14 protein-coding genes are annotated in these 15,159 nt (G+C 47.9%); 13 read left to right on the top strand and 1 reads right to left on the bottom strand.

Annotated features, from left to right (window positions below; translation table 11 throughout):
* Positions 1-14 precede the first annotated feature (14 nt).
* The 8 genes from ACXAJH_RS06565 to uvrC all read left to right on the top strand — a co-directional run bounded on the left by ACXAJH_RS06565 (position 15) and on the right by uvrC (position 8,044).
* The gene (locus ACXAJH_RS06565; protein WP_474969152.1) at positions 15-422 is read left to right on the top strand and encodes a DUF350 domain-containing protein; all 408 of its coding nucleotides are present in this window, start codon (positions 15-17) and stop codon (positions 420-422) included.
* A gap of 261 nt (positions 423-683) precedes the next feature.
* A complete protein-coding gene (locus tag ACXAJH_RS06560) occupies positions 684-2,387 on the top strand; it encodes a long-chain-fatty-acid--CoA ligase (RefSeq protein WP_474969151.1) in 1,704 nt (567 codons plus the stop codon).
* Between the two features lie 99 nt (positions 2,388-2,486).
* A complete protein-coding gene (locus ACXAJH_RS06555) occupies positions 2,487-3,089 on the top strand; it encodes a TetR/AcrR family transcriptional regulator (RefSeq protein ID WP_027955200.1) in 603 nt (200 codons plus the stop codon).
* Positions 3,089-3,862 carry an enoyl-CoA hydratase gene (locus ACXAJH_RS06550; protein ID WP_474971162.1) on the top strand — a complete coding sequence of 258 codons (774 nt, stop codon included), beginning with the start codon at positions 3,089-3,091 and terminating at the stop codon, positions 3,860-3,862. Before ACXAJH_RS06555 ends, ACXAJH_RS06550 begins: the two co-directional genes overlap by 1 nt.
* A gap of 21 nt (positions 3,863-3,883) precedes the next feature.
* Positions 3,884-4,657 (top strand): electron transfer flavoprotein subunit beta/FixA family protein, encoded by a 774-nt coding sequence (locus tag ACXAJH_RS06545; protein ID WP_474971163.1) that lies wholly within the window; start codon positions 3,884-3,886, stop codon positions 4,655-4,657.
* 27 nt (positions 4,658-4,684) lie between these two features.
* Positions 4,685-5,665, top strand: a complete 981-nt coding sequence (locus ACXAJH_RS06540) for an electron transfer flavoprotein subunit alpha/FixB family protein (RefSeq protein WP_474969148.1) — start codon at positions 4,685-4,687, stop codon at positions 5,663-5,665.
* A 90-nt stretch (positions 5,666-5,755) separates the two neighbouring features.
* Positions 5,756-6,112, top strand: coding sequence for a thioredoxin (trxA, locus tag ACXAJH_RS06535; protein WP_280513303.1), 357 nt, complete (start codon positions 5,756-5,758; stop codon positions 6,110-6,112).
* A 117-nt stretch (positions 6,113-6,229) separates the two neighbouring features.
* Positions 6,230-8,044, top strand: coding sequence for an excinuclease ABC subunit UvrC (uvrC, locus tag ACXAJH_RS06530; RefSeq protein ID WP_474969147.1), 1,815 nt, complete (start codon positions 6,230-6,232; stop codon positions 8,042-8,044).
* Positions 8,045-8,058: 14 nt separating this feature from the next.
* On the opposite strand, the gene ACXAJH_RS06525 is transcribed toward uvrC, so the two are convergent.
* Positions 8,059-8,502, bottom strand: coding sequence for a YslB family protein (locus tag ACXAJH_RS06525; protein ID WP_474969146.1), 444 nt, complete (start codon positions 8,500-8,502; stop codon positions 8,059-8,061).
* Positions 8,503-8,782: 280 nt separating this feature from the next.
* Here ACXAJH_RS06525 and ACXAJH_RS06520 point away from each other — a divergent pair, with 280 nt between their 5' ends.
* The 5 genes from ACXAJH_RS06520 to ACXAJH_RS06500 all read left to right on the top strand — a co-directional run bounded on the left by ACXAJH_RS06520 (position 8,783) and on the right by ACXAJH_RS06500 (position 15,138).
* The gene (locus ACXAJH_RS06520) at positions 8,783-9,403 is read left to right on the top strand and encodes a succinate dehydrogenase cytochrome b558 subunit (RefSeq protein WP_027955207.1); all 621 of its coding nucleotides are present in this window, start codon (positions 8,783-8,785) and stop codon (positions 9,401-9,403) included.
* A gap of 62 nt (positions 9,404-9,465) precedes the next feature.
* Positions 9,466-11,217, top strand: coding sequence for a succinate dehydrogenase flavoprotein subunit (gene sdhA, locus ACXAJH_RS06515; RefSeq protein ID WP_474989515.1), 1,752 nt, complete (start codon positions 9,466-9,468; stop codon positions 11,215-11,217).
* A 14-nt stretch (positions 11,218-11,231) separates the two neighbouring features.
* On the top strand, positions 11,232-11,996 hold the full coding sequence (gene sdhB / locus ACXAJH_RS06510) for a succinate dehydrogenase iron-sulfur subunit (RefSeq protein WP_160836293.1): 765 nt from the start codon (positions 11,232-11,234) through the stop codon (positions 11,994-11,996).
* 170 nt (positions 11,997-12,166) lie between these two features.
* Positions 12,167-14,491, top strand: a complete 2,325-nt coding sequence (locus ACXAJH_RS06505; RefSeq protein WP_474993403.1) for an ATP-binding protein — start codon at positions 12,167-12,169, stop codon at positions 14,489-14,491.
* A complete protein-coding gene (locus tag ACXAJH_RS06500) occupies positions 14,488-15,138 on the top strand; it encodes a response regulator transcription factor (RefSeq protein ID WP_027955211.1) in 651 nt (216 codons plus the stop codon). The genes ACXAJH_RS06505 and ACXAJH_RS06500 overlap by 4 nt, the downstream gene beginning before the upstream one ends.
* Positions 15,139-15,159: the final 21 nt, after the last annotated feature.

The following is a 15,159-nucleotide window of genomic DNA, read 5'->3' as shown; positions in this document are numbered from 1 at the left end:
GAGCGGGAGCGAGTATGACTGATTTTTGGGAACATCCATTAGTGGAAACAGCCGCCAGTTACAGTGTTGTCGTCCTGTGTCTGGTCGTATTCATGGCGATTTTTGAAATTGTGACTTCCTATAACAACTGGGAGGAAATAAAAAAAGGCAATCTCGCCGTAGCTATGGCTACGGGCGGGAAATTATTCGGGATCGCTAACATATTCCGCTTCTCCATTGAACATAATGATGCCCTCACCCAGACGATGGGATGGGGCCTTTACGGCTTCTGTCTTCTGATTGGCGGGTATTTCATCTTTGAATTTTTAACGCCTTCGTTCAAGATAGACGAGGAAATTGCTGCGGACAACAGGGCTGTCGGTTTTATTTCCCTTATCATATCCGTCGGTCTTTCCTATGTGATCGGGGCGAATATTATTTAGGGAGCGAGTCGTTTGGAAACCTTAGCGAAAGTCCTCATGGTCGTTGCCGCTCTATTTCTCATAGTCGGTATTTTGTATTTCATCATTTAGCTGTATCGTGTACTAGAAGAGAACGATTGAATTCATCGGAGACGGACTCCGGTGAATTTTTTTATTTTCTGTAGATTTTTGTCAAATATTCTCAAAATTTTAAATTGTATTTCAAATGTTGGGGAAGTGTCGTTATAATAGAAGAGAAGATAAAAAAGGGGGCATGTGAGTATGACAGACTTTCAGCGTCCATGGCACAAGTACTACCCGCCGGAAGTACCGGTGGAAATGGAGTACGACCAACGTCCACTGCAGGATTACCTGCGCGATACCGCTCAAGCTTACGGAGAAAAGAAAGCGCTTTATTTCATGGGGAAGGAGCTTTCCTATAAGGAAGTGTACGATCAATCCCTGGCTGCAGCCAGTTACCTGCAGCAGCTGGGTGTGGAGAAGGGGGATCGTGTTTCGATCATGCTTCCCAACTGTCCGCAGTCGGTCGTTGCGTATTACGGTGTGCTTCTTGCCGGTGGGATTGTCGTTCAGACGAACCCGCTGTATATGGAGAGGGAACTGGAGTATCAGATGAAGGACTCTGGGGCCAAGGTCATCATTTGTCTCGATATCCTGTATCCGAAGGCGGCGAATGTGAAGCCGGAAACAGATCTGGAACATATTATAGTGACGGGAATTAAGGATTACCTTCCATTTCCTAAGAATAAGATTTATCCTTTTATACAGAAGCGTCAATATCAAGTGCTCGTTAAGCCCGAGCAATCGACGGACACCCACCTCTGGACCCATCTCTTAAAGGAGAGCACACGGGAAGTAAAGCCGGTTGATGTGGATCCTTTGGAGGATTTAGCGCTGCTGCAGTATACCGGCGGCACGACTGGATTTCCAAAAGGGGTAATGCTGACCCATTACAATTTGATCGTCAATACACAGATGGCGAAGAAATGGCTGTATAAATGCAGGGACGGAGAAGAGCGGGTGCTTGCCATCCTGCCATTTTTCCACGTGTACGGCATGACTTCGGTGATGAACTTGTCGGTTATGATGGGCAACAAAATGATCCTTATGCCGAAATTCGATGCGGAAGCTGTATTGAAAGTCATCGAGAAACAGCGTCCGACGCTTTTCCCTGGAGCACCTACCATTTACATTGCGCTGTTGAACCATCCGAACTTGAAGAAGTATGATCTATCCTCGATTGAAGCCTGCATCAGTGGTTCTGCGCCTCTTCCGGTTGAAGTGCAGGAACAGTTTGAGAAAATCACCGGGGGCCGTCTCGTGGAAGGCTACGGTTTGACTGAAACGTCACCGACCACGCATTCCAACCTTATCTGGGGCCATCGGGTCAGCGGAAGCATCGGTATTCCATGGCCGGACACAGACTCGAAAATTTTCAAGATGGATGCGGATGAGGAAGCGGATTATGGAGAAATCGGGGAGATTGTCGTCAAAGGGCCTCAAGTCATGAAGGGATATTGGAACCGTCCGGAGGAAACAGCTCAGGTGTTGAGTGAAGATGGCTGGTTCCGGACCGGGGATATGGGCTATATGAACGAAGATGGATATTTCTATATCGTGGACCGTAAAAAGGATATGATCATCGCCGGTGGGTACAACATTTACCCGCGTGAAGTGGAGGAAGTGCTGTATGAACACTCCGAAGTGCAGGAAGCGGTTGTAGTCGGAGTACCGGATCCGTATCGCGGGGAAACCGTCAAAGCTTTCATCGTTAGAAAGCAGGACAGCGATATTACGGAAGACGAACTGAATGAATTCTGCAGGAAGCATATGGCGGCCTTTAAAGTACCGAGGTTATATGAATTCAGAGATGAGCTTCCGAAGACGGCTGTTGGTAAGATTCTGCGTCGTCAGCTCGTTGAGGAGGAGAAGGCGAAATATGAAGAATCCGAAAGTATTCAATAAACATAAAAAAGAAAGTTGACAGAATATTTCCTTGAATGTAATATAATAAGTGAATGATGATTCATTCATTTTCAGTATACAGATCAAGGAGATATCCACATGAAAAAAAACAAACCGAAATTCAAACAGATTATAGATGCAGCGGTCGAGGTCATTGCTGAAAATGGGTACCATTCCTCACAGGTATCAAAGATTGCTAAAAAAGCAGGAGTGGCGGACGGCACGATTTATTTATACTTCAAAAACAAGGAAGATATCCTCGTTTCACTGTTTCAGGAGAAAATGGGGCAGTTCATAGAAAAGATTGAGCAGGAAACCACCTCCAGGCAGTCAGCGGATGAAAAGCTCCATACGCTGATCCATACGCACTTTGAGCAGCTGGCTGCCGATCACCATCTGGCTATTGTCACCCAGTTGGAGCTGAGACAATCAAACAAGGACTTAAGACAGAAAATCAACAATGTCTTAAAGCGCTATTTGAATGTCATCGACCAAATCGTCGAGGAAGGTGTGGAGGAAGGGCTGTTCCGAAATGGCTTGGACCGCCGTCTCGTACGTCAGATGATTTTCGGGATGATGGATGAGACGGTAACCAACTGGGTCATGAAGGATCAGCGTTATAACATAGTAGACCAGGCAAGTGAAGTCCATAGCTTAATTATCTATGGATTAGCCCGGAATCGTGAAGAAGAGGAGAGGTAATGTTGTCAACATTAACGATGGAAATCCAAAACCATGTTGCAGAGATCACCCTGCAGAGTCCTCCGGCCAATGCTTTGTCGAGCCATATTCTAAAGGACCTCTCTGCAGAACTGGATAAGGTGGAGCAGGACGCATCCGTCAAGGCCATCCTTCTGAAAGGCGAAGGAAGATTTTTCTCGGCCGGGGCAGATATTAAGGAATTCACGACCCTGCAGGGCGCGGATGATTACAAGTCCCTGTCCTCCAAGGGACAGAAGCTTTTTCAGCGGATCGAAAACTTCCATATCCCAGTGATTGCATCCATACACGGAGCTGCCCTTGGAGGCGGCCTGGAACTGGCGATGGCGTGTCACATCCGCTACGCCGCAGAAGATGCCAAACTCGGACTTCCGGAAATCAACCTTGGAATTATACCAGGCTTTGCAGGGACCCAGCGGCTTCCAAGGTACGTCGGAGCAGCTAGAGCTTATGAAATGATTTTGACGGGTGTTCCAATCACCGGGCAGGAAGCGGCGGCCAGCGGGCTGGTCAACAAGAGCTTTTCTGCTGAGGAAGTGCATGGAGAGGCGGCAAAACTGGCCGCTGCTATTGCGGAGAAGAGCGGTCCGACGATTCATCATGTGATGAATCTCGTTCCTCTGACACATAATCCTCAGTTCGAGGAAGGGAACCGCGCTGAGGCGGAAGCCTTCGGCGATGTCTTTGGGAAAGAGGATGCCAAAGAAGGCATTCAGGCGTTTATTGAGAAGAGGAAACCTGATTTCAAACATTAATGCTTTAGGAGGTCATAGACAATGAACATTTATGTACTGCTTAAAAGAACGTTTGATACAGAGGAAAAGATCGCGGTCAATGGTGGAGCGATTGCTGATGACGGAGCTGAATACATCATCAACCCTTATGATGAATATGCCGTGGAGGAAGCGATCAATCTCCGTGACGCCCACGGCGGTGAGGTTACGGTCGTGACGATCGGCGAAGAGGACGCTGAGAAACAGCTTCGTACAGCCCTGGCGATGGGGGCGGACAAAGCCGTCTTGGTTAATACAGAGGATGACCTTGAAGAAGGTGACCAGTTTACAACCGTCAAGATTTTGGAAGCCTTTTTCGAGGATAAGGAAGCCGACATCATATTAGCTGGTAATGTCGCGATTGACGAGGCCAGCGGTCAGGTCGGCCCACGCCTGGCAGAACGGCTGGATATGGCCTGTGTGACGACGATTACGAAGATCGAAGTCGATGGCAGCACCGTGAATATCGAGCGGGACGTGGAAGGGGATGTAGAGAAGGTGGAAACTTCCCTGCCCTTGATCGTTACGTGCCAGCAAGGGTTGAACGAGCCGCGCTATCCATCTCTTCCTGGAATCATGAAAGCGAAGAAAAAGCCGCTGGAAGAGCTGGAGATAGATGATCTGGACTTAGAGGAAGATGATGTAGAAGCGAAAACAACCACCATGGAGATTTTCCTTCCACCTGCGAAAGAAGCCGGCAAGGTTCTTGAAGGGGAAGTCGACGATCAGGTGAAAGAACTGGTTTCCTTACTAAAAACTGAAGCGAAAGTCCTGTAAATAGACAAAGGGAAAGGAGAATGGGTTATGAGCAAAAAAGTATTGGTCATTGGAGAAGCGAGAGAGGGATCTCTCCGTAACGTCACTTTTGAAGCAATTGCTGCAGCGAATCTCGTCAGTGATGGCGGCGAAGTGGTCGGTGTCCTCTGCGGAGACGGGGATTTGAAGGAAATGGCACAGGAAATGGTGTATTACGGCGCCGCACGTGTCATCACTGTTTCAAACCCGGAATTGAAAACGTATACATCCGATGGATATGCCCAGGCAGTCCATCAGGTGATTGACGATGAGTCTCCGGAAGGGATCATCATGGGGCATACCGCCATCGGGAAGGACTTGACGCCGAAGCTTGCCAGCAGGCTGGAGTCCGGGCTGATTTCAGATGCAACGGAAGTTGTAGTCGAAGGCGGAGATATCGTCTTCACCCGTCCCATTTATTCTGGTAAAGCTTTTGAAAAGAAAAAGATTACAGACGGACTGATTTTTGCTACCATTCGTCCAAATAACATCCCGTCCCTGAATCGTGATGATTCCTTGACCGGTGCGGTATCAGAGAAAGAGGTCCAAATCTCCAACATCCGCACAATCATCAAAGAGGTCCTGAAAAAATCCTCCGATGGCGTGGATTTATCCGAAGCCAAAGTCATTGTAGCCGGAGGACGCGGGGTGAAAAGTGCAGAAGGATTCGAGCCGCTTGAACAGCTAGCCGAAGCGCTCGGCGGAACCGTAGGGGCCTCCCGTGGTGCGTGTGATGCCGGTTACTGCGACTACTCCCTGCAGATCGGTCAGACAGGGAAGGTCGTTACACCGGACCTCTACATTGCCTGCGGGATTTCCGGTGCGATTCAGCACTTAGCGGGAATGTCCAATTCCAAAGTCATTGTAGCCGTCAATAAAGATCCGGAAGCGAATATTTTCAATGTAGCTGATTACGGCATCGTCGGTGACTTGTTCGATGTCATCCCGAAACTGACCGAAGAAATCAAGCAGATGAAAGTAAACGCATAGGAAAAAGCCGGAGCCGATCATTTGGCTTCGGCTTTATTCCATGTTTAAATAGGGTATAAACAAAATATTAGTCACTAACAATAGATAGTGATATACTCTTTACAGACTAAAAGGTCGAGGAGGAATTATAGTATGGCAATTGTAAAAGCGACTGATCAAACATTTACAGAAGAAACAGGCCAGGGACTTGTCCTTGCAGATTTCTGGGCACCTTGGTGCGGACCTTGTAAAATGATCGCTCCTGTATTGGAAGAAATCGATGCGGAAATGAGCGACCAAGTAAAAATCGTGAAACTCGATGTTGATGAAAACCAGGAAACAGCTGGTAAATTCGGCGTTATGAGTATCCCGACACTGCTTCTTTTCAAAGACGGCCAGGTTGTTGACCAGGTTATCGGCTTCCAGCCTAAAGAAGCGCTAACTGAAATCATTACGAAACATGCCTGAGTAAAAAGGTGATCGTAGAAAGCCGCGCTGTATGCAGCGCGGCTTTTATCATGCATAAATGTACCGGTCGTGTGGTATTTTCATTATATATCCTTCTGACAGTATGGAGTGAAAACAATGAATTCAACGATTAAGGAGAAACTGGCCGTTTTACCAGACCAGCCCGGCTGTTATTTAATGAAAGATAAGCACGGGACAATTATTTATGTGGGGAAATCCAAAGTATTGAAAAACCGCGTGCGCTCCTACTTTACCGGAGCCCATGACGGAAAGACCCAGCGTCTTGTGCGGGAGATCGTCGATTTTGAATACATTGTCACCACCTCTGAAATAGAGGCGCTGATTCTTGAGATGAACCTGATCAAAAAGTATGATCCGAAATACAATGTTCTATTGAAAGATGATAAGACTTATCCTTATTTGAAAGTGACCGGTGAACGTCATCCCCGGCTGATCGTAACGAGGAATGTGAAGAAAGATAAGGGGAAATACTTCGGTCCCTATCCGAACGTCATTGCGGCAAGGGAGACGAAGAAGCTGCTCGACCGGCTGTACCCTCTGAGAAAGTGCAACACGATGCCGGACCGTGTGTGCCTGTACTATCATATGCACCAGTGCCTCGGCCCCTGTGAGTTCAAGGTTACAAAACAGACGAATGATGAAATCGTCCAGCAGATTACATCCTTCCTGAACGGTGGTCATAAGGAAATCAAAAAAGACTTAAAGCAGAAGATGCTCGATGCCTCAGAGGAGCTGGATTTTGAGCGGGCCAAGGAGCTCAGAGACCAGATTGAACACATTGAATCGGTCATGGAGCAGCAGAAGATGACCATGAACGATCAAGTGGACCGGGATATTTTTGGATACAGCTATGATAAAGGGTGGATGTGCGTGCAGGTCTTTTTCATCCGCCAGGGCAAGCTGATCGAACGCGACGTCTCGCTGTTCCCGTTCTTTGATGATCCGGAAGAGACCTTCCTCAGCTTCATCGCCAGGTTTTACCTGCATCAAAACCACCCGTATCCAAAGCAGGTGCTCGTGCCTGTGGCGACGAACGTTGATGTTCTGGAAGGCGCCATTGATACGAAGGTGATGATTCCGATGCGGGGGCGCAAGAAGGAACTAGTGGAACTGGCCATGAAAAACGCCAAGATTTCCCTTGAAGAGAAGTTCGCCTTGATTGAGCGTGATGAAGAGCGGACGATCAAAGCCGTGGAATCGCTGGGAGAAAAACTTCATATCGAAACCCCGCACCGGATTGAGGCGTTTGATAACTCCAATATCCAGGGCGCGGATCCGGTTTCAGCGATGGTCGTCTTTACGGACGGCCGTGCCGATAAAAAAGAGTACAGAAAATACAAAGTCCGGGATGTTAAAGGCCCGGATGACTATGAAACGATGCGTGAAGTGATTCGCAGGCGGTACCAGCGTGTCTTAAAAGAAGACCTCCCGCTGCCGGATCTGATTGTGGTAGATGGAGGGAAAGGGCAGATGTCCGCCGCCCTTGATGTGTTGGAGAACGAGCTTGGGGTAGATGTTCCGCTCTGCGGCCTTGCCAAGGACGATAAGCACAAGACGAGCGAACTCCTGTATGGAGATCCTCCTTCGCCGGTGGATCTGGATAGAAAATCGCAGGAATTTTACCTCGTCCAGCGGATTCAGGACGAAGTCCACCGATTCGCCATCTCCTTCCACAGGCAGCTGCGCGGAAAAGGAGCCATCCAGTCCGAGCTGGATGAAATTCCTGGTGTCGGTCAGAAGCGGAGACGCCTCCTGCTTCGTCATTTTAAATCCGTGACAGAAATCAAGGAAGCAGATATTCAGTCAATTACGAAGCTCGGAATTCCGGAACCTGTAGCCAACACGATCCTCATTCATTTGAATGACAACCAGGACGATCCTGATGAACAAGAAGAACCAGCTGAGGAATAACAGCTGGTTCTTTCTTATGCTTTCATCGCTTTGATTTCCACGACATTGTCTTTTTTGTTTACTTCTTCAAAGCACTCATATGTATCATCGGTCATTTGTGTAATGGATTCGGAAAGAAATCCGCATTCCAAACGAAAATCCACGTCCAGCAGTTTTTGGTGGAGGCGTTTTTCGATCATGTGCCCTTTCAGGTGAAAGGTGTATTCGGTCTTCTTTTCTTTTATTTTAACGAGCTCTCCCCAGCCCATGTACTGGAAGAATTCAAAGAGCTCATCGAAAGTTTCAAGACTGGTCTGACGGGCCATGTTTTTCCCCATGTAATAAAGGAGATAAGGGGCATCTTTTCCGAGAAAGTCAGGGAGGGTGAAGTAGCGCATTAAATCGAACCCTGCTCCGGTGCCCACAAGCGATGAAATGTTGCTTGTTGTTAGTTTCGTAGATTCTTTCAAAACGCTCATTCCTTTCTCTCTTTATTATCACTCGAAATCTTCAGTGGTGCAATATGATTTCTTTCATTTTATCAAAAGGAAATAAATGTGTATTTTTGAACATTTTATAATCCCGCTTTCTTGACGCTTATTCGGGATAGAAGTACAATAAACATGTCACAAATTGTACATTCGTCAGACAAGTTTAGGGAATGGGGCTTTTCCTATAATTTTTTTAAGCGGAATTAAAGCGCTTAACTGTCTGAAAAATGTCCATATTCAATCTGTTACTATCTTGAGGGGGGTAAATATGGCGGGAACGCGCGGATACGTCAATCGAAGACTACATTCATTACTGGGAGTTATTCCAATCGGGATCTTTTTGATTCAGCACTTGACTGTAAACTATTTTGCAACACGTGGTCCACAGGCATTCAATGATGCGGCACATTTCATGGAGAGTCTGCCTTACCGGTATGTGCTGGAAACCTTTATCATTTTCCTACCACTGTTGTTTCACGCAATTTACGGTGTGTATATTGCCTTTACAGCCAAAAGCAACTTGTCTAATTTCGGATATTTCCGGAACTGGATGTTCATTTTCCAAAGAATCACAGGGATTGTTACGCTGATCTTTATTGCGTGGCACGTCTGGGAGACACGGATCGCCATCGGTTTTGGATGGGCGGATCTTAACTATCAGTTGATGGAAGGGATTTTAACGGAGCCGTTCTTCTTCTGGTTCTATGTAATTGGTGTAATTTCCACAACCTTCCACTTTTCCAATGGACTGTGGTCCTTCTTTGTCAGCTGGGGCATCACCGTGTCACCACGCTCTCAGAAGATCATGACCTACGTAAGCATCATCGTTTTCGTTGCCATTTCCTATGTGGGAGTGCGCACGTTGATTCAGTTTGCCTACGGAATTTAAACTATGAACATAACAATGGCAGTTTTATAGATTTTCAGTACTTAAGGGAGTGAGCTTCAATCATGACAAATAAAAATATTGTTGTTGTCGGCGGCGGCCTGGCCGGCTTGATGGCAACAATTAAAGCAGCAGAACAAGGGGTTCACGTAGATCTTCTATCTATTGTGCCCGTTAAACGTTCTCACTCTGTATGTGCCCAGGGCGGAATTAACGGGGCCGTCAATACAAAAGGGGAAGGGGATTCCCCGTGGGAGCACTTTGATGATACGGTCTACGGCGGCGACTTCCTCGCCAACCAGCCGCCGGTCAAAGCGATGTGTGATGCAGCGCCCGGCATCATTCACCTTCTGGACCGTATGGGAGTCATGTTCAACCGTACGCCGGAAGGGCTTCTCGATTTCAGGCGCTTCGGTGGAACGCAGCACCACCGGACAGCCTATGCCGGAGCTACGACAGGGCAGCAGCTGCTGTACGCCCTTGATGAACAGGTCCGCCGCCACGAGGTGAACGGTCTTGTAACGAAATACGAAAACTGGGAGTTCCTTTCTGCGATTATCGGCGACGATGGTGTCGGCCGTGGAGTGATCGGACAGAACTTGAGCACCCATGAAATTAAAGCGTTCCCTTCCGATGCCGTCATTATGGCAACCGGAGGTCCCGGGATTATCTTTGGCAAGTCCACCAACTCGGTCATCAACACGGGCTCTGCTGCCGGAGCCTTGTATCAGCAGGGTGTGAACTACGCCAACGGGGAGTTCATCCAGATCCATCCGACTGCTATTCCCGGCGATGATAAACTGCGCCTGATGAGTGAGTCGGCACGTGGAGAAGGTGGACGTGTCTGGACTTACAAAGACGGGGAGCCTTGGTATTTCCTTGAAGAAAAATATCCGGCATACGGAAACCTTGTGCCGCGTGATATCGCAACGAGGGAAATTTTCGACGTTTGTGTTAACCAGAAACTGGGAATCAACGGAGAAAACATGGTATACCTTGACCTCTCCCATAAAGATCCTAAGGAACTGGATGTTAAGCTTGGCGGCATCATAGAGATTTATGAGAAGTTCGTCGGTGAAGATCCGAAGAAGGTTCCGATGAAAATTTTCCCAGCCGTACACTATTCGATGGGCGGCATGTGGGTCGACTATGATCAGATGACCAACATTCCTGGAATTTTTGCCGCTGGTGAATGTGATTATACACAGCACGGAGGCAATCGTCTCGGAGCCAACTCGCTTCTTTCCTCCATTTACGGCGGTATGGAAGCAGGTCCGAATGCTGTGAAATATCTGGATGGTCTTGAAACCCTTGCAGACGATATGAGTTCAGCGCTGTTTGACAAAGCCGTCAAAGAAGAGCAGGACAAATTCGAGAACATTATGAGTATGGACGGCGACGAAAACGCCTATCAGATTCATAAAGAGCTTGGGGAATGGATGACGGATAACGTGACCGTTGTCCGTGATAATGACAAGCTGCTGGAGACGGATAAGAAGATTGTTGAGCTGATGGAACGTTATGAACGCATCAACATCAACGATACATCCCGCTGGAGCAACCAGGGAGCGATGTTTACCCGCCAACTTTGGAATATGCTGCAGCTGGCCCGTGTCATCACACAGGGGGCCTATAACCGTAATGAAAGCCGCGGTGCCCATTATAAGCCTGAATTCCCGGATCGTAACGATGAAGAATGGCTGAAGACAACGGTAGCAAGCTACGACAAAGAAAATAACAAGCCGGTTTTCCGTTATGACGATGTCGATACATCCTTAATCGAGCCTCGTAAACGTGACTACTCGAAGAGTAAATAAAGGAGGTAACGATCATGAGCGAAAATAAAATGATTACGATGATCATCAAACGACAGGACGATCCTGATCAGTCTCCGTATGAAGAAAAGTTTGAGATTCCGTATCGTGAAAATATGAATGTCATCTCTGCGCTTATGGAAATCCGTCGGAACCCTGTCAATGCTGAGGGAGAGGCGACCACCCCGGTCTATTGGGACATGGGCTGCCTGGAAGAAGTATGCGGGGCCTGTTCTATGGTGATCAACGGAACACCACGACAATCCTGTACAGCGCTCGTGGATCAGCTGGAACAGCCGATCCGCCTGGAGCCGATGTCCACGTTCCCGATCAACCGTGACCTTGCGGTTGACCGGAGCCGGATGTTTGATTCCTTGAAGAAGGTCAAAGCCTGGATCCCGATCGATGGAACATACGATCTTGGTCCTGGACCACGTATGGCCGAAAGCAAGCGTCAGTGGGCCTATGAGCTTTCCAAATGTATGACATGCGGTGTCTGCCTGGAAGCCTGCCCGAACGTAAACAGCAAGTCCGACTTTATCGGACCTGCACCATTGTCCCAGGTGCGCCTGTTCAACTCCCATCCGACAGGAGAAATGAACAAGAGCGAGCGTCTGCAGACGATTATGGATGGCGAAGGTCTGATGGGCTGCGGGAACGCACAAAACTGCGTACAGTCCTGTCCGAAAGGCATTCCTTTGACAACATCCATCGCGGCACTGAACCGTGATACCGCCGTTGAATCTTTCAAGAGCTTCTTTGGCAGTGATAAACAGGTATAAATCCCTGCGAAGGACCCCGGAGCCGACCGGGGTCCTTTTTTTACTGTCATTGTCAGGAGGTGGACAGAAAACTTACAAGTTCTTCCGACTATAAGGGGGTTGTAGGACTTGAGAAGGATAGTATAATAGATGTGACTGAAATTCGCTCAAGTAAGAAGGTGAGCCGTAGTATGAAAAACTTCAAATGGTCTCAATGGATTGTTTTGACCTTTTTTATTGTATCAGCGTGCTATTTAATAATCTTATCCGTAACCCAGCCTTATCTTGGGATTGATGCTGAACAGCAGGAAAGCGGCTGGGTCATAACCGACATAGAGAGTGGGGGCTGGGCGGACAGGCAGGACGTCCCGCCGGGATCTGTTATTCTCTCTGTGGATGGGGGGAGCCCGGGGCTTCACCATTCTCTTTCGATGTTCAATGAACTGGAAAATGCCCAGTCCTTCACGGTGGAATCTTCCGGACAAGTACGGATGTACAGGGACATCGACCAGTTCAGCCGGGTCCACTGGGTGTTTTATATTCTGCTTCCTGCGCTGTTTTTTGTGGCGATTCTAGGAATCTCTTATCTGGTTCATAAACGGGTGCCTAAACGGTATTCGGCCGAACAGCTGATTTTGTATTTCCTGGCAATTGCTACGGCTTATTTGAGTAACAGTGGAGCCGTGAGGGATGACTTGTATAGTCTTGTTTTGAATACCAGTTTATTCCTGATTGCTCCTGTTATCCTTCTCCATTTCCTGCACAATTACTTTCAGGAATTGAAGGTCGTCTGGTTCTCTAAGAACATTCTCTATTTCTTATACGCTGCCATGGCAGGTGTTTCCCTGCTGGATACGTATTATTTAGTAACTCTTCAAAACCCGTCCTACTTTCAACTGGTGCCGCTCACGTGTCTGCTTGGGTTGTATATCATTACCTTTGTGATCGTCTACAGGGGTGTATATATTTACCGGCATGCCGCTGTCGGACCGGTCTTTAAGTATATGGCGATCGGAATGACCGTTGCGTTTTTCCCTTATATTCTTCTTTACTTGATCCCTGTCCTCGTTTCCGGCGTGACCATTGTGTCGCTGGAGTTCGGTGCCATGTTTCTGATTGCTATTCCAGCCACATTCATGTATTTGATTACACGGGAACAGCTGATTGATATCAATTTCATCATGAACCGCCTGCGCTATTACTTTATCCTTTCTGTCCTCCCGTCTTTCGTACTGACAGCTGTTATCGGGTGGATTGTATCCGGCTTGTCGATGGTGTCCTATATCCAGCTGTATTTATTGATGCACACAGCGTTGATTGCCTTCTTATCCTTAAAGGAAGGGCTGGACGTCCGTATGCAGCGGTTTCTCTTTTCAGCACGGTACAGCTACCAGGAAAGTATGCACCGGCTGGCCAGCGACATGAAGGATCAGTCCAATGCGGTTGATTTGATGAAGGTCGTGAGGGATGAAATTAAAAACGTGATGAGTGTACGCGACATCTACATTTTCTCCAAACACAATAAGCGGAAGATGTACTGTGTCTACAATGAAATTCCCGAGGGGATTGTCGACCATTTTGACGACCACCTGTTCCATCACCCTTATGACATCGGCTCCATCATTGAAACGGATAAAGGATTCGGTGTCGTCGTCGGGCTGTCACTTGAGAAGATGACGATGCTCTGGTGCAGAGGGAAAAAGGACTTTACCACTTTAAACCGGGATGAAAAAACGTATTTACAAACCATCTCCCATCATGCCAACATTGCGATAGAGAATATGAATTTGATTGAGGATCTGGTCAAGGAGCTACGCACGTTAAGAAACGATCAGACGCAGAAGTATCCCGCATGGCTGTCCCGGCTCTTATTTACGATTGCGGAGAACCAGCGGAAGCAGCTGTCGATCGATATCCACGATACGGTGCTCCAGGAGCAGCTGTATCTGTACCGTAAAATGGACGACCTGATCCGCAACCGGACCGATTTATCCACGAGTCTTCATGCTGAGTTGAAGATGTATAAGGAATCTCTTCTGGACAGTATCCACCTCACGAGGGAAACGTGTAACGAGCTGCGGCCGGCCTTTATCGAAGAACTCGGGCTCGTGCAGTCATTGAAGAATTTGATCCATCAGTATCAGCTTCGTTCCAATTTCACCGTTTACTTTTCTCATGAACGGTTTGAATCAGAGCTGGATCAAGAAAGGATTCTCGGAATTTTCCGGATTGTCCAGGAACTGTTGACGAATGCCATGAAACATTCCGAAGCAAAAATTGTCAAACTCTCTCTTTTCAATGAGAAGGACCAGGTGGTTCTCTATTATTCAGATAATGGAAAAGGAATGGATTATTCCATGAAGCGGGACCTGTTTTCCCATATCGGGCTTTCGGGAATTGAGCAGAGGGTCAATGGTTTAAATGGAAGTCTGGAAATCACCACAGCACCAGGGGAAGGATTCAGGACGACCATCACTTTCCCCTATCCGTCACACAAGGAGGTCCAGCACGTATGATTCACGTATTAATAGTCGACGACCACCCCGCTGTTGGAGCAGGCACCAAAGCGATGCTCGAGCAGGAGGGGGATATGCAGGTGGATGTCATCCACGAAACCGATCATCTGGAAAGCTGCCTCGAAAAGAAAGCCTACGATGTGCTGCTTTTGGATTTATATATGCCCGGCCTGAACGGCATTGAACTGGCCAAACGGCTAAGAAAAACGTTCCCGGATATTAAAATGCTCATCTATACCGGCTTCGATTTGAGCACGCACTTCAATATGATTGTGGAAGCGGACATCAACGGCTTTGTCAGCAAAACTGCGGCAAGTGAACAGCTCGTTACAGCGATCAAAGCGGCTCTCAGAGATGAAGTGATCATTCCGCTCCATCTTTTCAAGCAGCTGCGCCGGACAGAAGCCTGCACGGCCGAAACGATCGAGTCAGCTGAAAATAAAGGCATCTCCCTGAATGAGAAGGAGCAGTCGATTTTAAAGGAAGTCGCTTCCGGTTTCACCAACAGGGAAATCGCCCAGACGCTCCACATGTCCCAGCGGAGCGTGGAGTACACGCTCACCGGAATTTTCAACAAGCTGAACGTCCGATCCAGGACGGAAGCCCTTTTCAAAGCCCAGGAACTCGGGCTTGTGTCTAAATCATGAAAGCGTAGCACACGGGGGCTA

The organism is Halobacillus sp. ABD4_316 (assembly GCF_056161385.1).
This window is presented reverse-complemented; position numbering and strand designations above follow the sequence as displayed.

What these genes read in the sequence shown, in the direction of transcription:
- ACXAJH_RS06545 (WP_474971163.1), top strand. Translation starts at nt 3,884, where the DNA reads ATGAACATTTATGTACTGCTTAAAAGAACGTTTGATACAGAGGAAAAG.
- sdhA (WP_474989515.1), top strand. Translation starts at nt 9,466, where the DNA reads ATGACAAATAAAAATATTGTTGTTGTCGGCGGCGGCCTGGCCGGCTTG.
- ACXAJH_RS06505 (WP_474993403.1), top strand. Translation starts at nt 12,167, where the DNA reads ATGAAAAACTTCAAATGGTCTCAATGGATTGTTTTGACCTTTTTTATT.
- sdhB (WP_160836293.1), top strand. Translation starts at nt 11,232, where the DNA reads ATGAGCGAAAATAAAATGATTACGATGATCATCAAACGACAGGACGAT.
- ACXAJH_RS06560 (WP_474969151.1), top strand. Translation starts at nt 684, where the DNA reads ATGACAGACTTTCAGCGTCCATGGCACAAGTACTACCCGCCGGAAGTA.
- ACXAJH_RS06525 (WP_474969146.1), bottom strand. Translation starts at nt 8,502, where the DNA reads ATGAGCGTTTTGAAAGAATCTACGAAACTAACAACAAGCAACATTTCA.
- ACXAJH_RS06565 (WP_474969152.1), top strand. Translation starts at nt 15, where the DNA reads ATGACTGATTTTTGGGAACATCCATTAGTGGAAACAGCCGCCAGTTAC.
- ACXAJH_RS06520 (WP_027955207.1), top strand. Translation starts at nt 8,783, where the DNA reads ATGGCGGGAACGCGCGGATACGTCAATCGAAGACTACATTCATTACTG.
- ACXAJH_RS06540 (WP_474969148.1), top strand. Translation starts at nt 4,685, where the DNA reads ATGAGCAAAAAAGTATTGGTCATTGGAGAAGCGAGAGAGGGATCTCTC.
- ACXAJH_RS06550 (WP_474971162.1), top strand. Translation starts at nt 3,089, where the DNA reads ATGTTGTCAACATTAACGATGGAAATCCAAAACCATGTTGCAGAGATC.
- ACXAJH_RS06500 (WP_027955211.1), top strand. Translation starts at nt 14,488, where the DNA reads ATGATTCACGTATTAATAGTCGACGACCACCCCGCTGTTGGAGCAGGC.
- uvrC (WP_474969147.1), top strand. Translation starts at nt 6,230, where the DNA reads ATGAATTCAACGATTAAGGAGAAACTGGCCGTTTTACCAGACCAGCCC.
- ACXAJH_RS06555 (WP_027955200.1), top strand. Translation starts at nt 2,487, where the DNA reads ATGAAAAAAAACAAACCGAAATTCAAACAGATTATAGATGCAGCGGTC.